This window comes from Enteractinococcus helveticum (genome assembly GCF_001657475.1).
GTDB lineage: Bacteria > Actinomycetota > Actinomycetes > Actinomycetales > Micrococcaceae > Yaniella > Yaniella helvetica.
This window is the reverse complement of record NZ_LXEY01000021.1, coordinates 218,621-238,763: the sequence shown is the minus strand read 5'-3', so window position 1 is coordinate 238,763 and position 20,143 is coordinate 218,621. Positions and strand designations below refer to the sequence as shown.

Sequence of the window (20,143 nt, the reverse complement as noted above, 5' to 3'; positions counted from 1 at the left end):
ATGTTGTAGGATGGTTGCGATTGCGCAGTGATCCGACCATCATCGGGGAGTGCTTCGGAAGAACGGCACATGCTCAGTAGAACCGAACGGGTCAGCCCGATATAGCTGTTATAAGCGGTCTTGGAGTATTCCAAGATAAGCAGGGTGGTACCGCGTCGTCAGGCGTCCTTGCACATGTATATACACGTGACAACCAACGTCGATGCAAGGAAGGTAACTGTGTACCCTCTGGCTAGTTCCCATGATCAATGGGTTCAAAACGGTTCCACACCGTCCACCCCAAATCTGCCCGCCATTGAAGAGCTGATCTTAAAATACTGGGATGCAGACGGCACCTTCCAAGCCTCCATAGATAACCGTCCGGCAGAAGTCGACGGCGACAATAATGAGTTCGTGTTCTATGACGGCCCACCCTTTGCCAACGGCCTGCCGCACTACGGCCACCTGCTGACCAGCTACGTCAAAGACCTCGTTGCGCGCTACCAAACCCAGCAGGGTCGCCGCGTGGAGCGACGCTTCGGGTGGGACACCCACGGGCTGCCGGCCGAATTGGAAGCCATGAAACAACTCGGCATGACAGATAAAGCCGAGATTGAAGAAATGGGCATCGATAAATTCAACGACGCCTGCCGCGCCTCGGTGTTGGAATACACCCAAGAATGGCGCGAATACATCAACCGCATGGGCCGCTGGGTTGATTTCGAAAACGACTACAAAACCCTGAACCCATCCTTTATGGAATCCGTCATCTGGGCCTTCAAGACCCTGCATGAGCGTGATCTAACCTACCGGGGTTTCCGCGTGCTGCCATACTGCTGGAACGACGAAACCCCCCTATCCAACCACGAACTGCGCATGGACGACGACGTCTACAAGATGCGTCAAGACCCATCGGTCACCGTCCAGTTCAAGGTCACCGGCCTGCCAGCCAACCCAGCCCTGGTACCTGAAGGTGGTATCACCGCCGAAACCGCTGAAGCCCTGACCGGTGTTGGCGTATTGGCTTGGACGACCACCCCGTGGACGCTGCCCACCAACCTTTCGGTGGCCGCCGGTCCAGACATCGAATACGCCGTGGTGCCGGTAGTAGCCGCAGAAGTCGATTCCTTCGGCGCCGCCAAAGTCCTGCTGGCAACCGACCGGGTGCGTGCCCACGCCAAGATGCTCGGCTACGATGACGCCGATGCTGCTGTGGCCGCTATCGAAGCAACCTACACCGGTCAACAGCTGGCCGGTCTGGCTTATGAGCCGCTGTTCACTTACTTTGCTGATGCCGAAACCTACGGCACGCAAAACGCGTTCCGCATCCTGGTCGATGACTATGTCTCAACCGAAGACGGTACTGGCCTGGTTCACCAGGCTCCGGCCTATGGTGAAGAAGACCAACGAGTCAACGAAGCCCACGGCATCCCCGTGGTCCTTTCGGTTGACGAAGGTGCCAACTTTTTGCCCCTGTTTGGCGATGAGAACCTTGGTGGCGGTGTACTCAAAGACATCGCCGGCGTCCAGGTCTTTGAAGCCAACCGCACCATCATCCGTGCACTGCGCGCCCAGGGCTTGCTGTTAGGTGAACAATCCTACGAGCACTCCTACCCACACTGCTGGCGCTGCCGCACCCCGCTGATCTACCGTGCGATCACCTCCTGGTATGTCAAAGTCACCGACTTCAAAGACGACATGCTCGCGCACAACGAAGAAATCAACTGGATCCCAGGCAACGTCAAACACGGCCAGTTCGGTAAATGGTTAGAAAACGCTCGCGACTGGTCAATCTCACGCAACCGTTACTGGGGTTCGCCCATCCCGGTATGGGAATCTGATGACCCAAACTACCCGCGCATCGACGTCTATGGTTCCTTAGCTGAAATCGAAGAAGCCTTCGGTAAACTGCCCCGCAACGCCGAGGGTGAGGTCGACCTCCACCGTCCATGGATCGATGAACTGGTACGTCCAAACCCGGATGACCCAACCGGCAAATCGATGATGCGTCGCGTCGAAGACGTCCTAGATGTCTGGTTCGACTCCGGTTCGATGCCATACGCCCAGGTCCACTACCCGATGAAGAATAAGGACTGGTTCGACACCCACAACCCGGCCGACTTCATCGTTGAATACATCGGCCAGACCCGCGGCTGGTTCTACACCATGCACGTGCTGGGTACCGCACTGTTCAACCGTCCGGCCTTCAAGAACGTCATCTCTCACGGTATTGTGCTGGGCTCCGACGGCAACAAGATGTCCAAGTCCCTGCAGAACTACCCCGACGTCAACGAGGTCTTAGACCGTGACGGTTCAGATGCGATGCGCTGGTTCTTGATGGCCTCGCCCATCCTGCGCGGCGGCAACCTGATTGTCACCGAAGAAGGCATCCGCGAAGCCGCCCGCCAGGCCATCCTGCCGGCCTGGAACGTCTGGCATTTCTTTAGTCTGTATGCCAACTCGGCCACCGACGGCGGCAAACGCCCCGAAGGCTACCAGGCCTCCTTCCGGTATGAATCCACCGACCCGCTGGACCAGTACATCCTGGCCGCCACCGGCACCATGCTGCGCGATGTAAAAACCTCGCTAGATGACTACAACGTCTCCGGAGCCACCGAAGCCATCCGCGGTTACATGGAAACCATGACCAACTGGTACATCCGCCGGTCGCGTCAGCGCTTCTTCGCCGAAGACACCCAGGCCCTGGACACCCTGTACACCGTGCTGGAAGCCTTCGTGCGTGCTGCCGCCCCACTGATGCCCATGGTCGCCGAAGAAGTCTGGCGCGGACTGACCGGTGGACGCTCGGTGCATCTGACCGACTACCCGGACGCCGACCTCTTCCCATCCGGTGCCGAGGCCGAACAACTCCAAGACACCATGGAATTAGTCCGCACGATCGCCTCGTCGGCCTCCTCCTTGCGCAAGGGTGCCAACCGTCGGGTGCGCTTGCCACTGTCCGAGCTGACCGTCGTCGTGCCGGATATCCAGCGCTTCACCCAAGAATTCACCGACATTCTGGCCGATGAGCTGAACCTGAAGAACATCAAACTCGTAGACGTGGCCAACACCTCGGCCGAAGATTTCGGGATCTCCCAGCAGCTGGTCGTCGACGCTCGCGAAGCCGGCCCACGCCTGGGTCGCGACGTCCAGATCGTCATCAAGGCCTCCAAAACCGATGATTGGAAGGTCCAAGACGACGGCACCGTAGTTGCCGGTGGCATCGCGCTAGAACCCAACGAATACAACCTGTCCACGGTGGTTGAAGAAGACCCAGACAACCCGGAATCCGCCGTTGCGGTCATCCCACAGGGCTTTGTCATCCTCAACACCGCCGTTGATCAAACCCTGGCCGCCGAAGGCGCGGCACGCGATGTTATCCGTGCCGTCCAATCGGCCCGCCGCGACGCCGACCTGGACGTCTCGGACCGGATTCACACCGTGATCACCGGACCGGACGCCGTGATTAGTGCCATCAGCGCCCACGAAGGCCTGATCAGCAATGAGACCCTGTCGCTGCAGGTCGCATTCGAAGCTACCGACGCCGCCGACCCCCGCGAATCCTTCGCCGACGACGCCACCAAAGCCGTGGACGTCACCGTGCAGAAAGTCGACGCCTAATGTTTGAAACCGCAGAACAGGTTTATGAACACCTGTTATCGCGGGCTCCTGAAAATAAAATGGAGCCCCGCATGCAACCGATGTTCGACATCATGGCACTACTGGGCGACCCCCAAACCAGTGCCCCCGTCATCCACTTGACCGGCACCAACGGCAAGACGACGACGGCGCGCATCATCGAACAAGTCCTCATCGCCCACGGGCTACGCACCGGCCGCTACACCTCACCGCACTTGGTCAAGGTCACCGAGCGCATCACCCTGGACGGCGAGCCCGTTGACGACGACACCTTTGTGCGCGTGTTCAACGAGATCGCCCCGTTGATCGACATGGTGGACGCCAAACTGGTCGAGGCCGGTGAACAACAACTCACCTACTTCGAAACTGTGACCGCCCTGGGCTTTGCGATCTTCGCCGATGCCCCCGTGGATGTCATGGTGTTAGAAGTGGGCTTAGGTGGCATCACCGATGCCACCAATGTCGCCGATGCCCAGGTTTCGGTGGTCACCCCAATCTCGGTTGACCACGCCGAGCTACTCGGCGACACCCCGGGGCAGATCGCAGTGGAAAAATCAGGGATCATCAAAGACAACGGCTACCTGATCTCCGCGGCCCAAGATCCTGAAGCCGCCCAAGTGTTACTGGAAGCCGCCCGACAGAAACACGCCAACTTCAAATTCGAAAACATCGAATTCGGCGTCACCGAGCGCTCGGTGGCCGTTGGGGGACAACAGGTCTCCATCAAAGGCCTCGCCGCGGACTACAACAACCTGTTTTTACCGCTGCACGGCGCCCACCAGGTCCAAAACCTCGCGGTCGCCATCGCAGCGCTGGAAGCCTTTCTGGGAGTCGGCGACCAGCCACTACAACGCGACATCCTACAGGACGGCCTGTCAATGGTCACCAGCCCGGGACGCCTGGAACTCTTGCGCACCAACCCGTCGCTGGTCATCGACGCGGCACACAACCCGCAGGGAATCGAAGCCACCGCGACAACCATGCGCGAGACCTTCAACTTCTCATCGCTGGGCCTGGTCGTGGGCATCCTGGACGACAAAGACGCCCTGGGTATTCTCACCGCCCTATTCGATCATTTTGGTGACGACGTCGAACACCTGGCCATCACCAAATCCAACTCACCGCGAGCCATCAGCCCCGAAGAGCTCACCGAGATCGCACTGGACGCAGGCTGGGACGAAGACCAACTATTCACCACCGACTCGGTGGTGGATGCCATCGCCTGGGCAGTCCAGGGGGTTCGTGATATCGACGCACGAATTCAAGACGCCGGTCGCAGTCTGACTGCGGGCACCGGGGGAGCGGGCATCCTTGTCACCGGGTCGATCACCCTGGTCGGTCAGGTCCGTGATCTGCTGGGCCCCGAAGCCACCGCCACGGATGCCAGTGTCGAAGTCGAAGGCCACGATGACTTCAGCGACTTCTTCCCGCAAGAAGACCAGGAGGACGATGACCATGAGTAACGCAGAACAACCCGGCCGTGAATCCTGGCGCGCAGAACGCGAGACCAGATCACAACGCGAGTGGAAACCCGGTCAACAGAAAAAACAACGGTCCATTTTGGTGATGTTCGCCTCGACCGTGCTGCTGGGTGAAGCCTTCGTCATCGCATTATTCGGGCTGATGCTCTATGGCCTGAACCAAGACAACGGTGGACTCTGGATGCTGCTGGGCAGCCTGGCCTTGGCCCTCATTGCCGCGGTGACATCACGGTTTGTCAAAAAGCCCGTGGGCATCGCCGTCGGATGGATTATCCAAGGCATGCTGGTTGCCTCCGGTTTCTTTGAATCCTTTGGGTTCATTGTTGGCATCGCATTTGCTTTAGCCTGGTGGTACGCCGTGACCAAGGGCCAACAAATTGACATCGAAAACGCTCAACGAGCCAAAGAACAAGAAGCCTGGGAACAAGAACACGGTACGGAATCCGAGACCGATTAGGTATGATCGTTGAGGGTAACGCAACCGCGTGACCTGAACTAGCTGATGAATGAGGAAGTTTTATGAGCCAGCCTGAACGCACACTTGTACTCGTCAAGCCCGACGGCGTGGAACGTGGACTGACCGGTGAAATCTTGTCGCGTATTGAGCGCAAGGGCTATCAGATCACCGAACTGCTGATGCTCAACGCCACCCCTCAGTTGCTGGCTGAACACTACGAAGAACACCAGGGCAAAGAGTTCTTTGAGCCACTGGTCAACTTCATGGCCTCCGGCCCGATTGTGGCGGCCATCTTTGAAGGCGACCGCGTGATCGAAGGAATCCGCCAGCTGGCCGGTATCTCCGACCCGACCCTGGCAGACGCCGGGACCATCCGCGGCGATCTTGGACGCGACTGGGGTGAAGGCGTCCAGAAGAACCTCATTCACGCCTCCGATTCCACGCTGTCTGCAGAGCGCGAGATCGATCTCTGGTTCGGCTAAACCTCAAACGCTAATATTCAAAGGGCACCGGTATCGGTGCCCTTTGAATATTTAAGCGGGCTTTTCGGAGTCGAAGTAGCCCTGACGGTGTTCGATACCGCTTAGTCTTTGGGCCAGAAACTGAGGTTCAAAAATATTGCGCTAACTAACGAGGTCACGCTGGGATGAATCACCTGGCCAACGCATAGACACCTGTATTTGCCACAACTTATAATGCAATTACACGGTCACAACATTGTTTTTCCGAGTCCTGTCTCGTTGCGAAGCTGCGTGAAAGGACATGACCATGGTTCGCTGGATTATCAGAACGGCGATGTTCTTGGGGAGCGCCATGCTGGGCATAGTTCTTGCCTGGCTCTTGCTTGATGATTTCAGGCTCTCACTGCCAGGTTTTGTGACCGCTGTCATCGTGTTCGCGGTTGCGCAAAGTCTGCTATCACCGCTGATTGAGAAAGCGATCAAGCGCTATGCCGAAGCACTTCTGGGCGGCGTGGAGCTACTGTCAACGTTCGTTGCCCTGCTCATCGCATCGCTCTTTCCTGGTGGGCTGCAGATTTCGGAAGTTACGACCTGGGTTCTTGCAACGCTTGTGGTGTGGCTGGTGACTGCCCTGGGCACGTGGCTTCTGCCGCTCATCGTGGAGAAACAGCGGCCTGAACCTCAACCATCGGCGTAAAAAGAGGTCAATTGTCATGGAGTTTTGGTCGACAATTTGGGGCATACTCTGTGGTGTGTAACGGTCTTTGTTTTCATCGCATACCTGATGACACTCTTCTTCATCATGAGTGACCTGGTACGCGACCGGAAGCTTCACGGCTGGGTGAAAGCCCTATGGCTCGTGTTTATTATTTTCCTTCCATTTCTCACCGCACTTGTGTACCTGATCGTTCGGGGCGGCGGCATGGGTGAACGTGCAACAAAACGGGCTGACGACACCCGAGAAGTAACTACAGCGTACATCCGTGGTGTGACTGGTGGCGCAGCAGCAGATATTGCACAAGCAAAGCAACTGCTTGATGACGGTGCCAGCACTGCGGAAGAATATGCAATCTTAAAACAAAAAGCGTTGCAATCATGAACCTGTAACGAAGAGTCCGATCATTGCAACCCCTACACGCCACACCACATTGACCGATACATGAGGCGATGAGCCTACAAGCCGCGAATTGGGTTGACCACCGGATCTCGAGCCAGCAGTGCTTGGATTGAGCCGGCCTCTACAATATCCAGCAGCAAGAACTTCGTGGGTCGCATCAGTGCGATCTTTTTGGCCTCATCACCGTGCAGAATCGATTCGATACTGTGCCAGTCTGCCGCAGTAGCCTCGGTCGTGATGTTTTCGGGCATCACATCATCATCTGGAGTGGCCAGATAAAAGAAGGTATCAAACCGTTTTGGGTATCCCACCGGGGTGATCAGATTCGCCCACGGACGCATGATGTCAGGTTTGAGAGCCACCCCGGTTTCTTCTTCTACTTCGCGCAAACCGGTGCGCAGCATCATGGCAGCATTTTTGACTGACCGGCCTGGAATTGCCGAACCCAGCGAGGTTCTCTGCCAGCCGCGGGCATGTTGACGCAAGATCGGCTGTACCTCGTCACCAAAGTCAAACAGCGCATCCTCGGCGTCGGTGCGACCACCCGGAAACACCACGGCCCCGGCCGCAAAGTCCATGGTGGTTGCCCGGTGTTGGACATATACCTGCAGCTCAGAGTTCACCTGGCGCAGCATAATGATGGAAGCGGCCTGTCGGGCTGCCACATACGGGTGGGTGAGCTCCGGTCGGGGCATGGCATTGAATTTTTGAGCGTCCAATTACACGGTCCTAAAACATTGCTTCGCCAAAACGCAGCAGGATTGATCCAGCGATCACAACATATAGCAAAATGATCGTCGGCCAGGTGGCTGTTGTGATGATCATCTTCGTCCGTGGTGTGACTTTGATCAAGTCCTGCGAAACATTTCGCGCAAAGATGAGTACCGCAGCCGGGATAGTCACGGCCCATACGATCATGCAGTAGATGCACAGCGTGTTGATGACGTACACCGCCTGGGTCCACAACCACAGACAAAAGATCATGGCAAGTCCAAGCCCAATTGAGGTTGCATGCCACCACCAGTTCACAAACCGTGCCCCACCAAATATCGCCATGGCAATCGTGATGACGATCGTAAAACCTACGATGCCAATGAACTGATTCGAGAACCCAAATAAGCTGGCCTGCCAGGACTGCATGACCGTCCCGCAGGAAACCCAAACACTGATGTCACATGAGGTGACATAGTCGGGATTCATCCACAGTTGCACGCGTTCATAGGTCAACACCAACGTGGCAATCAGCCCGATAATGCCGCTTACCAGTAGCACCATCGCGGTGCCGAAACTGGAGGCGTACCAGGGTTGTTCTTCGGTGTCAGAAGAGTTGTTTAGAGCGGTATTCACGCGGCCAAGTATAGGGCCGTCAGCTGAGTGCGAGCACAGAATAACGGGTTTTGGCCAAAAGTATGTCACAATGGTGGAGACCACATCGTGCACGCACACTCGATGGGTCCTGCGGAAGCTTTATGGCTTACGGCTGCGAAGGTTGATTCCATTGTGACAATAAATATGTTGAATCCCTCGACGTAAGCTCCTGAAGTTTTTGAATCGTCTTGTATGCTTCTGCTGGCTCCGGTAATGACCGGTTCATTTTAGGCTTTTTCGTAGTGCGTATCCGCCGCTATGGCGTACGCGCAATCGGATTTGGCCTACCCGTGATGAGTGCGGATCGCGGCTAGGTCCGGGAGGCGCAGCATGCCAGCTGCCAATAAAACTCAAGAACAAACTCAATATACGCAGTCTTCACCTGTCGCGGGCACACCATTGCCCGATGATCCCACGGGGCTACTCTTTCAAGCCCCTGACTACTCGCATGTTCCCGTTCGTCGCAAGAAACCCGAACGCCAAGAAGCCCAAGAGGACCGGTCCCGTGATGACCGTCAACGCGATAACACCAAGCGCCAGCAGCGCAACAATCGCAAACAACGAGACGATCGACACGACGCCGACCAGCAGGATCGCCAGACCGATGACGACTCTGGTGACGACAATAAACGTTCGGCGCGCGGTCAACGCGATGCGGAACGCCACCGGCCCATGGACGAAGATCAGCCGGTGTCCCACCGACGTCGTCGACGTCGCCGTGGCAATGTCGATTTAGAAATGGACGGCGGTGGTGAAGGCGATCCGGAAGATACCATTACCCGGGTGCGTGCCCCACGCCAAGCCTCAACTTCTGGCCCAGATGAAGTTACCTCGCTGCGCGGTTCGACCCGCCTAGAAGCCAAGCGTCAACGTCGTCGTTCAACACGTCGCGGTCGCCAACGCAACACCGTGGTATCTGAGGCCGAATTCCTGGCCCGCCGGGAATCCGTGGAACGCAAGATGCTGGTTCGCCAACATGACACCCGCATTCAGATTGCCGTTTTAGAAGACGGAGTGTTTGCCGAACACTTTGTCTCGAACACCCAGCAGGATTCGTTGATCGGCAATGTGTACCTGGGCAAGGTACAAAACGTGCTGCCATCCATGGAAGCCGCATTCGTAGACATCGGCCGTGGCCGCAACGCGGTACTGTACGCCGGTGAAGTCAACTGGGATACCGCCCAACTGGATGGCAAGGCCAAAAAAATTGAAAACGCCTTGAAATCTGGTGACTCGGTTCTGGTGCAGGTGACCAAAGACCCGGTCGGCCACAAAGGTGCCCGCCTGACCGCACAGATCTCGCTGCCCGGCCGCTACCTGGTGTATGTGCCAGGCGGTTCGATGACCGGTATCTCCCGCAAACTGCCCGATACCGAACGCAATCGTCTCAAGGCGATCCTGAAGGAAAATCTGCCGAATAAGACCGGCGTGATTGTTCGTACCGCCGCCGAGGGCATTTCCGAAGACGAACTGCTCAACGACATCAACCGCTTGCGCAAGCAGTGGGAAGAAATCGAAGCACAGTCCAAGTCGAATAAAGTCTTAGCACCAGAACTCTTGCACTCCGAACCGGATCTAACCATCAAAGTGGTACGCGATGTGTTCAATGAAGACTTCACCAAAATGCTAGTCGAAGGCGAAGAGGTATGGGACAAGATCCAGGCCTATGTCACCTACGTGGCCCCAGATCTGGTGGATCGACTGGAACAGTGGGACCCGAAAGCATTCAATGGTGCGGACCTCTTTGGGCACTACCGCATCGATGAACAATTGCACAAGGCCCTTGATCGCAAGGTCAACCTACCATCAGGTGGGTCGTTAGTCTTTGACCGTACTGAAGCCATGACCGTGGTGGATGTCAACACCGGTAAATTCACAGGCTCCGGGGGCAACCTGGAAGAAACCGTGACCAAGAACAACTTGGAAGCAGCCGAAGAAATTGTCCGCCAGCTACGCTTGCGCGACATCGGTGGCATCATCGTGGTCGACTTCATCGACATGGTCTTGGAATCCAACCGTGACCTCGTGGTGCGTCGTCTGGTCGAATGCCTAGGCCGCGACCGCTCGCGCCACCAGGTTGCCGAAGTGACCTCACTGGGCTTGGTCCAAATGACCCGGAAACGCATGGGCACCGGATTAGTCGAAGTATTCTCACACACCTGTGAGCACTGCGTGGGTCGCGGCATCATCGTCCACGATGAGCCAGTTGAACGCGGTAAACCCTATGAGACGTCGTCATCACAGCGTCGTCGTGGGGGAGAAGCGGGCACGCGTCGTAGCCGTCGTCGTCAGACGAAAGATCAGCAGGGCGACGAGCAGCAACAACAGCCGCAGCAGCAGGATGATGGCCACCATGAAAAGGCCGAGCAGACTCGCAACGCTATGGCCTCGATCGCTGCAGCCACCACAAATAAGGACAATGGGGACGCCAAGCCGGATGCTGCTGAGACCAAGCAGCAAACTGATGACGCCCAAGAATCCTCGCAAGGATCATCGCGCCGTCGTCGCAGAAGTGACCGTGGCCGCTCGAACCGTCGCGCCGATGATACCTCACGAGACACGCAGCGTGATGAACATCATGACCAGGAAAAACCTGCCAAACAGCAGCCACAGTCAGACAACTCTGATCACTCAACTGGTTCGGATGAAGGTCAGCGCAGTTCGCGCTCATCACGCAAGCGTCGTCGTGCGGTAGCTCCGCAGGGTTCGGCAGGCCAAACTGGCGGTCAAAGCGCCAAGCAGTCTTCCTCGGCCGCTGAGCAGGCAGACGAACCCAAGACGCAGCAACAGCAGGCGCCACAGCAGCCGGGTCAGCCTCGTCAAGAGGTGACTCAGAGCCAACCGGCTGCCAAGAAGCGTCGTCGGGCCGCCTCATCGGCCACCGGCGCCACCAAGATTCAGCAGGCCACCGATGCGCCTGAACCGCAGGGTAAAACCTTTGCGGCCAGTGTGGAGGATCAGCCCAAGAAGGCTGAGAAACCTGTGAAATCATCAGCAATCCTGGGGGTTGGGGTCTCGGCGGAGGATATCTCCTCGCCAGGCACGACAGGCTGATGATCAATTTGGCTCATGAGGCGAAAAACGATAGACTACCTGTTTGGTGCTGTGAAACCTGGCAGTTGGTGTCCCATATCGGCAACTTGTCTCGTGAGCCAAGACCCTCAGGTGTTTAAACAGCTGAATACATTTTTTGATTAACGTCGAGAGAAGTGAGTCCAAATGGCATACGCGATTGTACGCGCTGGCGGACGCCAGGAAAAAGTCTCTGAAGGAGACCTGGTGGTCCTTGACCGCCAAGCAGCAGAAGTCGGCAGCTCAATTGAACTGCCAGCCCTCATGCTGGTCGATGGTGACAAGATCACCTCAGATAAAAAAGATCTGGATAAGGTCACAGTAACCGCCGAGGTGCTTGAGCACACCCGCGGGAAGAAAATTGTTATCCAGAAATACAAGAACAAGACCGGTTACAAGAAACGCCAGGGTCACCGCCAGGACCTGACCCGCGTGAAGATTACCGAAATCAAGTAAACTAGTTTTCGGATCAACTCGTAAAGGATTTAACTCATGGCAACAAAAAAAGGTGCTAGTTCCACACGTAACGGTCGTGACTCAAACCCACAGTATCTTGGGATCAAACGTTTCGGTGGCCAGGTCGTCAACGCAGGCGAAATTCTCGTTCGCCAGCGCGGTACCAAATACCACCCAGGCCGTAACGTCGGTGTCGGCAAAGACTACACCCTGTTCGCACTCGAAGGTGGTGCCGTTGAATTCGGTAGCCGCCGCGGTCGCAAAGTTGTGAACATCGTCCCGGCTGAAGCCTAAGACGAAAACCGCTTTATAACGCTCCAGCGGGGGCGGACCGTCCCTGGTCCGCCCCCGCTTTGAGTTTTCACCACAGCATTGCCCGGAGGAACCCAATTGTCACAATTCATTGATCGTGTGACCGTGCACGCCACCGCAGGAAACGGTGGACACGGTGAAACCTCCGTGCGCCGCGAAAAGTTCAAACCCCTCGGTGGACCCGACGGTGGCAACGGTGGCCACGGTGGCAACATCATTCTGGTTGCCGACCCCGACGTCACTACACTGTTGGACTATCACCACCAACCACACCGCAAAGCCACCAATGGTGAACCCGGGCGTGGCGATCTGCAACACGGCAAAAACGGTGAAAACCTCTACATGCCGGTCCCCGTAGGTACCGTCATCAAAGACACCGACGGCAACATCTTGCACGACATGGTCACTGCAGGCGAAGAAGTCATTATCGCCGAAGGTGGGACCGGGGGAGCAGGCAACGCCGCACTGGCCTCACCCAAACGCAAAGCTCCCGGCTTTGCTCTGCTGGGCATTCCCGGCGAAGAACGCAGCTTCGTCCTGGAACTCAAAACCGTGGCAGACATTGCTCTGGTGGGCTTCCCCTCGGCCGGAAAGTCATCGCTGATTGCCGCCATCTCGGCTGCACGACCAAAGATCGCTGACTATCCCTTCACAACCCTGGTGCCGAACCTTGGGGTCGTGGATGCCGGTGGTATCCGCTTCACCGTGGCTGATGTGCCCGGCCTGATTCCTGGTGCCTCGGAAGGCAAAGGGCTCGGGCTGGAGTTCTTGCGCCACGTAGAACGCACCCACGCGCTGGTCCATGTACTGGATGCCGGAACACTCGAATCGGATCGCGACCCGATCTCCGACTACGACGCGTTAGAAAAAGAACTCTCCGCCTATGCGGTAGAACCCATCCTGACCGAAGCCGGCGAACAACTCATTGCCCTCAATGAACGCCCGCAACTGGTGGCCATCAACAAGACGGACCTACCCGATGGTCAAGCCATGGCCGATATGACCCGTGCCGAACTGGAATCACGCGGCCTGCGCGTCTTTGAAATCTCAGCGGTCAGCCGTAAAGGTTTGGACGAACTGAAATACGCGATGGCGCAACTGGTTACCGAAGCGCGTGAACAGCTCGCCGAGGCAGTCGCAGCTCAAGAGGATCTACCACAGACCATTACGATTGAACCGGCCCGCCGACGCCGCGGCCGTCCAAAAGAATTCAGCCTCACCGAAGAAGAACGCAGCCTAAAACCGCTGTTTCGGATTCGCGGTGACAAACCCGAACGCTGGGTCGCCCAAACCAACTTCGATAACGACGAAGCCGTTGGGTACCTGGCAGATCGGCTCGAACGTCTTGGTATCGAAAAGGCCCTATTTGAAGCTGGTGCCCGCCCCGGTGATGCCGTAGTAATCGGCGATGATGAGTCCGGTGTGGTCTTTGACTGGGAACCCACCATGACCACCGGTGCCGAACACCTCACCGGCCCACGCGGCGCCGACCCGCGGTTGGAAGGTCGCCAGCGACCGACCCGCGAAGAAAAACGCCAAGACTACGCCGACCGGAAAGCCGCTCGGGCTGCAACACGAGCCGAAATGGAACAAGAACGCCGTTCCGGGTTGTGGACCGACTACGACTCCGACAACGAATAGACCACCTCAAGAAAGCACCTTGTGTCCACCCCAAACCTGTCTACCCCCAATCCGGTTACTGATCGCACCAAATTGCGCGATGCCCGACGCATCGTCGTCAAAATTGGGTCCTCATCGCTCACAGACGGTCAAGGCGGTGTTTCAGTCCCGGCGATCGACGCGCTAACTCGCGTGGTCGGACAGCTGTATCACGACGGCGCACAGGTGGTGTTGGTCTCCTCAGGTGCCATCGCCGCTGGTTTTCGACCACTGGGACTCGACAAACGCCCCAAAGACCTGGCCACCCAGCAGGCTGCTGCCGCCGTGGGACAAAGTCGCCTGATGGCCCAGTACACCGAATCGTTCTGGAAACACTCGATCAGTGTCGCCCAGGTGCTGCTGACCGCAGAAGACCTCATGCGTCGCACCCAGTACAACAACGCTTTTCGATCACTCAACCGCCTCTTGAACCTCGGAGTGCTGCCCGTCGTCAACGAAAATGACGCCGTGGCCACCCACGAAATCCGGTTTGGCGATAACGACCGGCTGGCATCGCTGGTGGCCGCCGTCATCAAAGCCGATGTGTTATTCATGCTCTCGGATGTGGACGCCCTCTATGACGGGCCACCAACCCAGCCTGGCGCCCGCCGAATTGCCAATGTCTCGGCAGAAGCCAACCTGGCCCACATTTCAGTGGGCGATTCCGGCTCGTCAATCGGCACCGGCGGCATGGTCACCAAACTCCAGGCCGCCTCGATCGCCACGGATGCTGGCATCCCAACGTTTTTGACCTCGGCCGAAAACGCTCAGGCCGCCATCGATGGCGAAGATATTGGCACCTGGTTCGCCTCCCGAGGGGAACGGAAATCCGCACGCAATGCGTGGCTGGAACACATGGCCATCTCGCGCGGCAGCATCATGATCGATGACGGCGCAGTCGAAGCTATCACCGTGCGTCGTCGTTCCTTGCTGCCCGCAGGCCTGATTGGTGTTTCTGGCACCTTTGAAGCCGGCGACGTCGTAGAAATCACCAACAGTCAAGGCACCGTGATCGCCCGCGGACTGACCAACTACTCAGTGACCGAACTGCCCGCCATGGTCGGTAAATCGACTCGACAATTGCGCGATGAACTCGGCCCGGAGTATGACCGGGTGGTTATCCACACCGATGATACGGTCATCGTGAAGCAGACAACACTGACCAGTTAACACACCGGCTAGAATCAAACTATGACCGCTCAACTAGATTCCGTGACCCAACAGATCGCAGCGATCACCCAGGCGGGTCGCAAAGCACAAAAAGCGTTGGCCGGTGCTTCGCGCGCCGAGAAAGACGCTGCCTTGCACGCCATGGCCGCTGCCATTGACACCAACCGTGACAAAATTTTGGCAGCCAACGCCACCGATCTGGAACGTGGCAAGGCCGATAATATTGCCGCCGCATTGCTTGACCGTCTGGCGCTGACTGATGACCGCATTGACGGGCTGGTCTCTGCCCTTGGCGAGCTGGCTGCCCTGCCGGATCCGATTGGCAATATGGTACGTGGCAATAACCTGCCCAACGGCATCCGTTTGCAGCAGGTGCGTGTGCCGCTGGGCGTGGTTGGCGCGATCTATGAGGCCCGTCCCAACGTGACCGTGGATATCGCCGGTATCGGCATTAAATCAGGTAACGCGGTAATTCTTCGTGGTGGTTCGGCTGCTGAAACTACCAACGGCGTCACTATTTCCATCTTGCGTGGGGCACTGCAAGACCAAGGATTACCTGCTGATCTGATCCAGGGTATCGATGAGCTTGGTCGTGAAGGCGCCAATGCACTGATGACCTATCGCGGGGGAGTCGATGTCTTGATTCCACGTGGTGGCCCGGGCCTGATTCGTGCGGTGGTAGAAAACGCGGCCGTACCGGTCATTGAAACCGGAGCTGGCGTTGGCCACGTTTTTGTTGATGCATCCGCGGATCCGAAAAAAGCCGTGGACATTGTGTTCAACTCCAAAACCCACCGTCCGTCGGTCTGTAACGCTGCCGAAACCGTGCTGATCCACAAGGACGCTCAGGACACCGGCGTCAAAGTGCTCACCGCTCTGCAAGAAGCAGGAGTCGTGCTGCACGTGGATCCCACGGCTGCGACCTGGGTTGCCGACGCGGTTGCGGCGACGGAAGAAGACTGGTCCACCGAGTGGCTGGACATGGTGATGTCCGTGAAGATCGTCAACGACATTGACGAGGCACTCGAACACGTTGAAACCTATACGACCGGCCACACCGAAGTCATTGTGACCGAAAACGTATCCAATGCCGATCGCTATACTGCTGAAGTCGATGCAGCCGTGGTCATGATCAACGCCTCATCCCGATTTACCGACGGAGGCCAGTTTGGTTTGGGTGCTGAAATCGGCATTTCAACCCAAAAATTGCACGCTCGCGGACCGATGGGGTTAGAAGAATTGACCTCAACCAAATGGATTCTGCGTGGCGACGGTCAAATCCGGCATTAACCGGCGACACCGTGACCATTCGGCCACAAAAATTCGGTAAGCTCATCTACTAGCAACATTGACACATACAGGAGTACTAATCCATGGAACTGTTCCTCGCAGCAGCAGAAGAAGCTGTCGTTAACGAACTCGCCGTTCACCCGATGGTTTACGGCATCGCGATCTTTGCCGCGCTGATGTTCTTGCTGCTGGCCATCATGTCGCTGCGTTCGGTTGCACTGCGCCCAGACACTCCGGCTTCTACCGACGTCGCACAGCCAACTCAGGGCTCCACCACCGCAAAGCGCTAAACAACTGACTGTGACGCAAACTCCGCAAACGCCCCCTGCCCGCCGAACCCGACTGGGCATTATGGGTGGTACTTTTGATCCCATTCACCACGGGCACCTGGTGGCAGCCAGTGAAGTGGCCGCAGAGTTTGATCTGGACGAAGTTGTATTCGTCCCGACCGGCCAACCATGGCAAAAAACGGAGCGGGACGTCTCCCCAGCAGAACACCGCTATTTGATGACCGTGATTGCCACGGCATCAAATCCGCGGTTCTCTGTGTCTCGGGTCGATATTGATCGACCCGGTCAGACCTATACAGCCGATACGCTGGACGATATCCAGGAATTACGTCCAGATGCGGATCTGTTCTTCATCACCGGGGCCGATGCCATGGGGCAAATCATGACGTGGAAAAACGTCGAACAGCTCTGGGGCAAGGCACACTTTGTTGGTGTCTCACGGCCAGGCCATGAATTAACCGACTATGGGTTGTCAGAAGAAGTCTCGCTGATGCAAATCCCCGCGATGGCGATCTCATCGACCGACTGCCGCGAACGTGTGGCAGAAGGCAAACCCGTGTGGTATTTGGTCCCCGACGGGGTGGTGCAATACATCGGAAAGTATGGTCTTTATATAGACCATAATGGCAACATGCAACAACCAACAGTGGAACGTCAGGCGACCGTATCTTTGAACAATCGACCGGAGGAAACCGATGAGTAAATCTTATCCCTCCCGCCGAGAGCTGCGCTTACAACGCGAACGTGAAGAACGTGCAAAACTGCGCGACGAGGAAGCGCAGCGCTGGGCTACCGAACTCGAACAACGAGTGGCAAGCTCAGCCCAAGACGAGCCCACAGAGCAGGTTGAAGACCAGGAAGCTGATATTGACGACACGGCCTCCCTGGGGCGTCGTGCATCGGGCCGTCCGGTTGATGCTCCCGCCGACGTCGATGAAGCCGCAGTCGATGCTCCCGCGGGCACCCGCCGTCGCCGACGCGTTGATTCTGAAGTCACTTCCACCGGCATGATTCCGATTATCAGCAAGCCTCGCGCAGATAAGGCTGCTGAACGGCCGGTATCGCGTCGTGAAAAACGTGAAATTGAAGCCCGTCGAGCAGCCGAGCGTCGTGCTGAAATCGCTCGCTTAGAGCGCGAACAAGAAAAATCGGATCCAAAGCCAGCTCGTCGTGCGACCGCACCACAGACGACGCCAATTTCGATTCCTCCGATCACGGTGCCTGCCGTGCCGCAGCAAACAACAGCTGAGCCTGACAGTGCACCGGACGAGGACGTCGATGTGACCATGGGGGATTCCTTCACGGAATCTGCCGTCGAAATTACCGACATGTCCGGTTTGGACACCATCGAAATTCGGCGTGCAGGGCTGCGGGCCGAGACCGAACGGTTGACCCAAGAAATTTTGGAAATGGGTCAAGCCAATCCAAATGTCATTGATCCGGCCATGTTGCGGCGTCAAAAAGAACTCGCTGAGAAATCGAAAGAGCTGCAGGATCTTGAGACCGCCGCTATTGCGATCATCGAGGAATCCGAGCAGCCCACTGCAGACGATGACGAGGCATCCAGCGACGATGGCACGCAGGACCCTGGTCAGGCAGAACTGGTCATTACCACGACCGATGCCCAGCCTATTGAGCCCGAGCCCGAGCCAGAAGATCTCAAAGACGAAGGCACCGAAGCTGATGAGGTCGTCGAAGAGACGATAGCTCAAACTCAGCAACCGGCAGTTGAAATACAAGACGAACCGTCGTCACCGGATACACCGAAAGCGACGCGTCGGCGCACTCGCCGTGCCCAATCACCACCGATGATTACCGGTCCATTTGATGTGGACCAACATGCGGCCGATAAGCCTGCACCGGTACCTTCGGCCGAATTGCTCGGAGGGCTACAGCGCCCAGCCAAGCAAAGTTCGGGTGAACCGGTCGATGCCACTGAAGCACACGGCCTGGATTCTCTCGATGATAAAGTTTTCGAAGCGCCAGAACGCCGGATGGTTCTGTCGTCAGCCATTGTTTTTGCCATCGGCATCATTGCCCTGATCACAGCCATCATTCTGCTGATTCGCTAAACTTAGAAGGAGTTTCGTGGCAGTTCCCGAACCAACCCTGGACGCGTTGCACATCGCAGCTAAAGCAGCAGCAACTCGACAGGCTGAAAATATCGCAGCAGTAGATGTTGCTGATCGCCTCGGTATCACCGATGCATTTTTCTTCGCATCCGCTCCTACAGAGCGACAAGTGAAATCCATTATTGACGAGATTGAAGACCAGTTACGCGAACAGCTCCAGCTGAAGCCCTCGCGTCGCGAGGGTGAATCGGAAAACCGTTGGGTACTGTTGGATTATGGGCACTTCGTGGTTCACGTTCAACATGACGAAGAACGCGAAAACTATGCACTGGACCGTCTTTGGTCTGATGCTCCACAGATCGATCTGCCAGAGACTGATTAGCCAAGACTTCTGACATGAGATAGGTGAACCTTCGACATGAAGACTCTCGTCTTTTTTCGACACGGTGAAACTGACTGGAATGCTCAAGGGCGTTTTCAAGGTCAACAAGATGTTCCGATGAACGACACTGGACGAGATCAGTCGAGGGCCGCCGCCCGTCGGTGGGGGCACACCGAATTTGATGCAGCGATTGTGTCACCCCTGCTCCGCGCCGTCGAAACTGCCCAGATTATGTTTCGCGACCGTGCACTTGATTTTGTCATCGACGAAGATCTGAAAGAGACTCATGGCGGACAGTGGGAAGGGCTGCTGTACACCGATATCGCGGAGCGCTGGCCGGACGAACATGCCGCATTTCGTTTGCCCAATATCGATGCCGGACCCGTCGGGGGAGAAACCCCACGTGAATCGGGAACCCGTACCGCCCAGGCTGTCATGGAAGCCCTGGATACCGCAGATGTGCTGCTGGTTATTGCTCACGGCAACGCACTTCGTGCTGCCGCGCACCTGTTGACCGGACACGACGATGAGGACTATGCCAGCGTGCCTCGACTGGCCAACTGCAATGCACACGTTTTGCAATCGAACTCGGGCGCTTTCGGGTCATTTACCCTGACGCAAACCAGTGTTTAACATCACGTGCAAAATCTGACATGCGGAATTTGTTTTCAAAACAAAGCTATGTATACTAATACATGTTGCCCAGCGAGGTAACAAGAAAAACTTGATAAGGGGCTTTGGCGCAGTTGGTAGCGCGCTTCCGTGGCACGGAAGAGGTCAGGGGTTCGAATCCCCTAAGCTCCACAAATCTTATACCTGCTAGATCTCTCGAAAGAGGATGACGCGGGCTAGTGCGAGGGCGGCGAAGGACTCCGAGAGTTCTATCGTCGCTTTTTTGTTTGCGCTGATCTGGATGCCGACGGCCATGAGTTGCTCGG

Annotated in this window: 19 protein-coding genes and 1 tRNA gene; 18 read left to right on the top strand and 2 right to left on the bottom strand. The window is 56.9% G+C overall.

Annotated features, from left to right (window positions below; genetic code table 11):
* Nucleotides 1–174 precede the first annotated feature (174 nt).
* From ileS to A6F49_RS11525, 6 genes are all read left to right on the top strand, one after another.
* Nucleotides 175–3,600: an isoleucine--tRNA ligase gene (gene ileS / locus A6F49_RS11550; RefSeq protein ID WP_162840620.1), complete on the top strand. Its 3,426-nt coding sequence runs from the start codon at nucleotides 175–177 to the stop codon at nucleotides 3,598–3,600.
* Nucleotides 3,600–5,081, top strand: coding sequence for a bifunctional folylpolyglutamate synthase/dihydrofolate synthase (locus tag A6F49_RS11545; protein WP_067605787.1), 1,482 nt, complete (start codon nucleotides 3,600–3,602; stop codon nucleotides 5,079–5,081). The genes ileS and A6F49_RS11545 overlap by 1 nt, the downstream gene beginning before the upstream one ends.
* Nucleotides 5,074–5,556, top strand: coding sequence for a DUF4233 domain-containing protein (locus A6F49_RS11540; protein ID WP_043058505.1), 483 nt, complete (start codon nucleotides 5,074–5,076; stop codon nucleotides 5,554–5,556). Before A6F49_RS11545 ends, A6F49_RS11540 begins: the two co-directional genes overlap by 8 nt.
* A gap of 62 nt (nucleotides 5,557–5,618) precedes the next feature.
* A complete protein-coding gene (ndk, locus tag A6F49_RS11535; RefSeq protein ID WP_043058406.1) occupies nucleotides 5,619–6,038 on the top strand; it encodes a nucleoside-diphosphate kinase in 420 nt (139 codons plus the stop codon).
* A gap of 286 nt (nucleotides 6,039–6,324) precedes the next feature.
* Complete coding sequence (locus A6F49_RS11530) at nucleotides 6,325–6,714, top strand: hypothetical protein (RefSeq protein WP_043058405.1); 390 nt, start codon at nucleotides 6,325–6,327, stop codon at nucleotides 6,712–6,714.
* Between the two features lie 24 nt (nucleotides 6,715–6,738).
* Nucleotides 6,739–7,116 (top strand): PLD nuclease N-terminal domain-containing protein, encoded by a 378-nt coding sequence (locus tag A6F49_RS11525; protein ID WP_043058504.1) that lies wholly within the window; start codon nucleotides 6,739–6,741, stop codon nucleotides 7,114–7,116.
* Nucleotides 7,117–7,190: 74 nt separating this feature from the next.
* On the opposite strand, the gene A6F49_RS11520 is transcribed toward A6F49_RS11525, so the two are convergent.
* Nucleotides 7,191–7,853 carry an NUDIX hydrolase gene (locus A6F49_RS11520; protein WP_082911752.1) on the bottom strand — a complete coding sequence of 221 codons (663 nt, stop codon included), beginning with the start codon at nucleotides 7,851–7,853 and terminating at the stop codon, nucleotides 7,191–7,193.
* Nucleotides 7,854–7,863: 10 nt separating this feature from the next.
* A complete protein-coding gene (locus A6F49_RS11515; protein WP_150119471.1) occupies nucleotides 7,864–8,481 on the bottom strand; it encodes a vitamin K epoxide reductase family protein in 618 nt (205 codons plus the stop codon).
* 351 nt (nucleotides 8,482–8,832) lie between these two features.
* Here A6F49_RS11515 and A6F49_RS11510 point away from each other — a divergent pair, with 351 nt between their 5' ends.
* From A6F49_RS11510 to A6F49_RS11455, 12 genes are all read left to right on the top strand, one after another.
* A complete protein-coding gene (locus A6F49_RS11510; protein WP_052504942.1) occupies nucleotides 8,833–11,556 on the top strand; it encodes an Rne/Rng family ribonuclease in 2,724 nt (907 codons plus the stop codon).
* A gap of 165 nt (nucleotides 11,557–11,721) precedes the next feature.
* Nucleotides 11,722–12,030: a 50S ribosomal protein L21 gene (gene rplU / locus A6F49_RS11505; protein ID WP_043058404.1), complete on the top strand. Its 309-nt coding sequence runs from the start codon at nucleotides 11,722–11,724 to the stop codon at nucleotides 12,028–12,030.
* 36 nt (nucleotides 12,031–12,066) lie between these two features.
* Nucleotides 12,067–12,324: a 50S ribosomal protein L27 gene (gene rpmA, locus A6F49_RS11500; RefSeq protein WP_043058403.1), complete on the top strand. Its 258-nt coding sequence runs from the start codon at nucleotides 12,067–12,069 to the stop codon at nucleotides 12,322–12,324.
* A 96-nt stretch (nucleotides 12,325–12,420) separates the two neighbouring features.
* Nucleotides 12,421–13,983: a GTPase ObgE gene (gene obgE, locus A6F49_RS11495; protein WP_043058402.1), complete on the top strand. Its 1,563-nt coding sequence runs from the start codon at nucleotides 12,421–12,423 to the stop codon at nucleotides 13,981–13,983.
* A 21-nt stretch (nucleotides 13,984–14,004) separates the two neighbouring features.
* Entirely contained in the window at nucleotides 14,005–15,171 is a 1,167-nt protein-coding gene (proB, locus tag A6F49_RS11490; protein ID WP_043058401.1) for a glutamate 5-kinase, read from the top strand.
* A gap of 21 nt (nucleotides 15,172–15,192) precedes the next feature.
* Nucleotides 15,193–16,461, top strand: coding sequence for a glutamate-5-semialdehyde dehydrogenase (locus tag A6F49_RS11485; RefSeq protein ID WP_043058400.1), 1,269 nt, complete (start codon nucleotides 15,193–15,195; stop codon nucleotides 16,459–16,461).
* Between the two features lie 83 nt (nucleotides 16,462–16,544).
* Nucleotides 16,545–16,751 (top strand): hypothetical protein, encoded by a 207-nt coding sequence (locus tag A6F49_RS11480; RefSeq protein WP_043058399.1) that lies wholly within the window; start codon nucleotides 16,545–16,547, stop codon nucleotides 16,749–16,751.
* A 10-nt stretch (nucleotides 16,752–16,761) separates the two neighbouring features.
* Nucleotides 16,762–17,454: a nicotinate-nucleotide adenylyltransferase gene (nadD, locus tag A6F49_RS11475; RefSeq protein WP_407643841.1), complete on the top strand. Its 693-nt coding sequence runs from the start codon at nucleotides 16,762–16,764 to the stop codon at nucleotides 17,452–17,454.
* Nucleotides 17,447–18,823: a hypothetical protein gene (locus A6F49_RS11470; protein WP_043058397.1), complete on the top strand. Its 1,377-nt coding sequence runs from the start codon at nucleotides 17,447–17,449 to the stop codon at nucleotides 18,821–18,823. Before nadD ends, A6F49_RS11470 begins: the two co-directional genes overlap by 8 nt.
* Nucleotides 18,824–18,839: 16 nt before the next feature.
* On the top strand, nucleotides 18,840–19,205 hold the full coding sequence (gene rsfS / locus A6F49_RS11465) for a ribosome silencing factor (RefSeq protein WP_043058396.1): 366 nt from the start codon (nucleotides 18,840–18,842) through the stop codon (nucleotides 19,203–19,205).
* Nucleotides 19,206–19,241: 36 nt separating this feature from the next.
* On the top strand, nucleotides 19,242–19,838 hold the full coding sequence (locus tag A6F49_RS11460; protein WP_043058395.1) for a histidine phosphatase family protein: 597 nt from the start codon (nucleotides 19,242–19,244) through the stop codon (nucleotides 19,836–19,838).
* A 98-nt stretch (nucleotides 19,839–19,936) separates the two neighbouring features.
* A tRNA-Ala gene (locus tag A6F49_RS11455) sits at nucleotides 19,937–20,009 on the top strand.
* The last annotated feature ends 134 nt before the right edge of the window (nucleotides 20,010–20,143 follow it).

What these genes read in the sequence shown, in the direction of transcription:
- ileS (WP_162840620.1), top strand. Translation starts at nt 175, where the DNA reads ATGTATATACACGTGACAACCAACGTCGATGCAAGGAAGGTAACTGTG.
- A6F49_RS11545 (WP_067605787.1), top strand. Translation starts at nt 3,600, where the DNA reads ATGTTTGAAACCGCAGAACAGGTTTATGAACACCTGTTATCGCGGGCT.
- A6F49_RS11540 (WP_043058505.1), top strand. Translation starts at nt 5,074, where the DNA reads ATGAGTAACGCAGAACAACCCGGCCGTGAATCCTGGCGCGCAGAACGC.
- ndk (WP_043058406.1), top strand. Translation starts at nt 5,619, where the DNA reads ATGAGCCAGCCTGAACGCACACTTGTACTCGTCAAGCCCGACGGCGTG.
- A6F49_RS11530 (WP_043058405.1), top strand. Translation starts at nt 6,325, where the DNA reads ATGGTTCGCTGGATTATCAGAACGGCGATGTTCTTGGGGAGCGCCATG.
- A6F49_RS11510 (WP_052504942.1), top strand. Translation starts at nt 8,833, where the DNA reads ATGCCAGCTGCCAATAAAACTCAAGAACAAACTCAATATACGCAGTCT.
- rplU (WP_043058404.1), top strand. Translation starts at nt 11,722, where the DNA reads ATGGCATACGCGATTGTACGCGCTGGCGGACGCCAGGAAAAAGTCTCT.
- rpmA (WP_043058403.1), top strand. Translation starts at nt 12,067, where the DNA reads ATGGCAACAAAAAAAGGTGCTAGTTCCACACGTAACGGTCGTGACTCA.
- A6F49_RS11485 (WP_043058400.1), top strand. Translation starts at nt 15,193, where the DNA reads ATGACCGCTCAACTAGATTCCGTGACCCAACAGATCGCAGCGATCACC.
- A6F49_RS11480 (WP_043058399.1), top strand. Translation starts at nt 16,545, where the DNA reads ATGGAACTGTTCCTCGCAGCAGCAGAAGAAGCTGTCGTTAACGAACTC.
- A6F49_RS11470 (WP_043058397.1), top strand. Translation starts at nt 17,447, where the DNA reads ATGAGTAAATCTTATCCCTCCCGCCGAGAGCTGCGCTTACAACGCGAA.
- A6F49_RS11460 (WP_043058395.1), top strand. Translation starts at nt 19,242, where the DNA reads ATGAAGACTCTCGTCTTTTTTCGACACGGTGAAACTGACTGGAATGCT.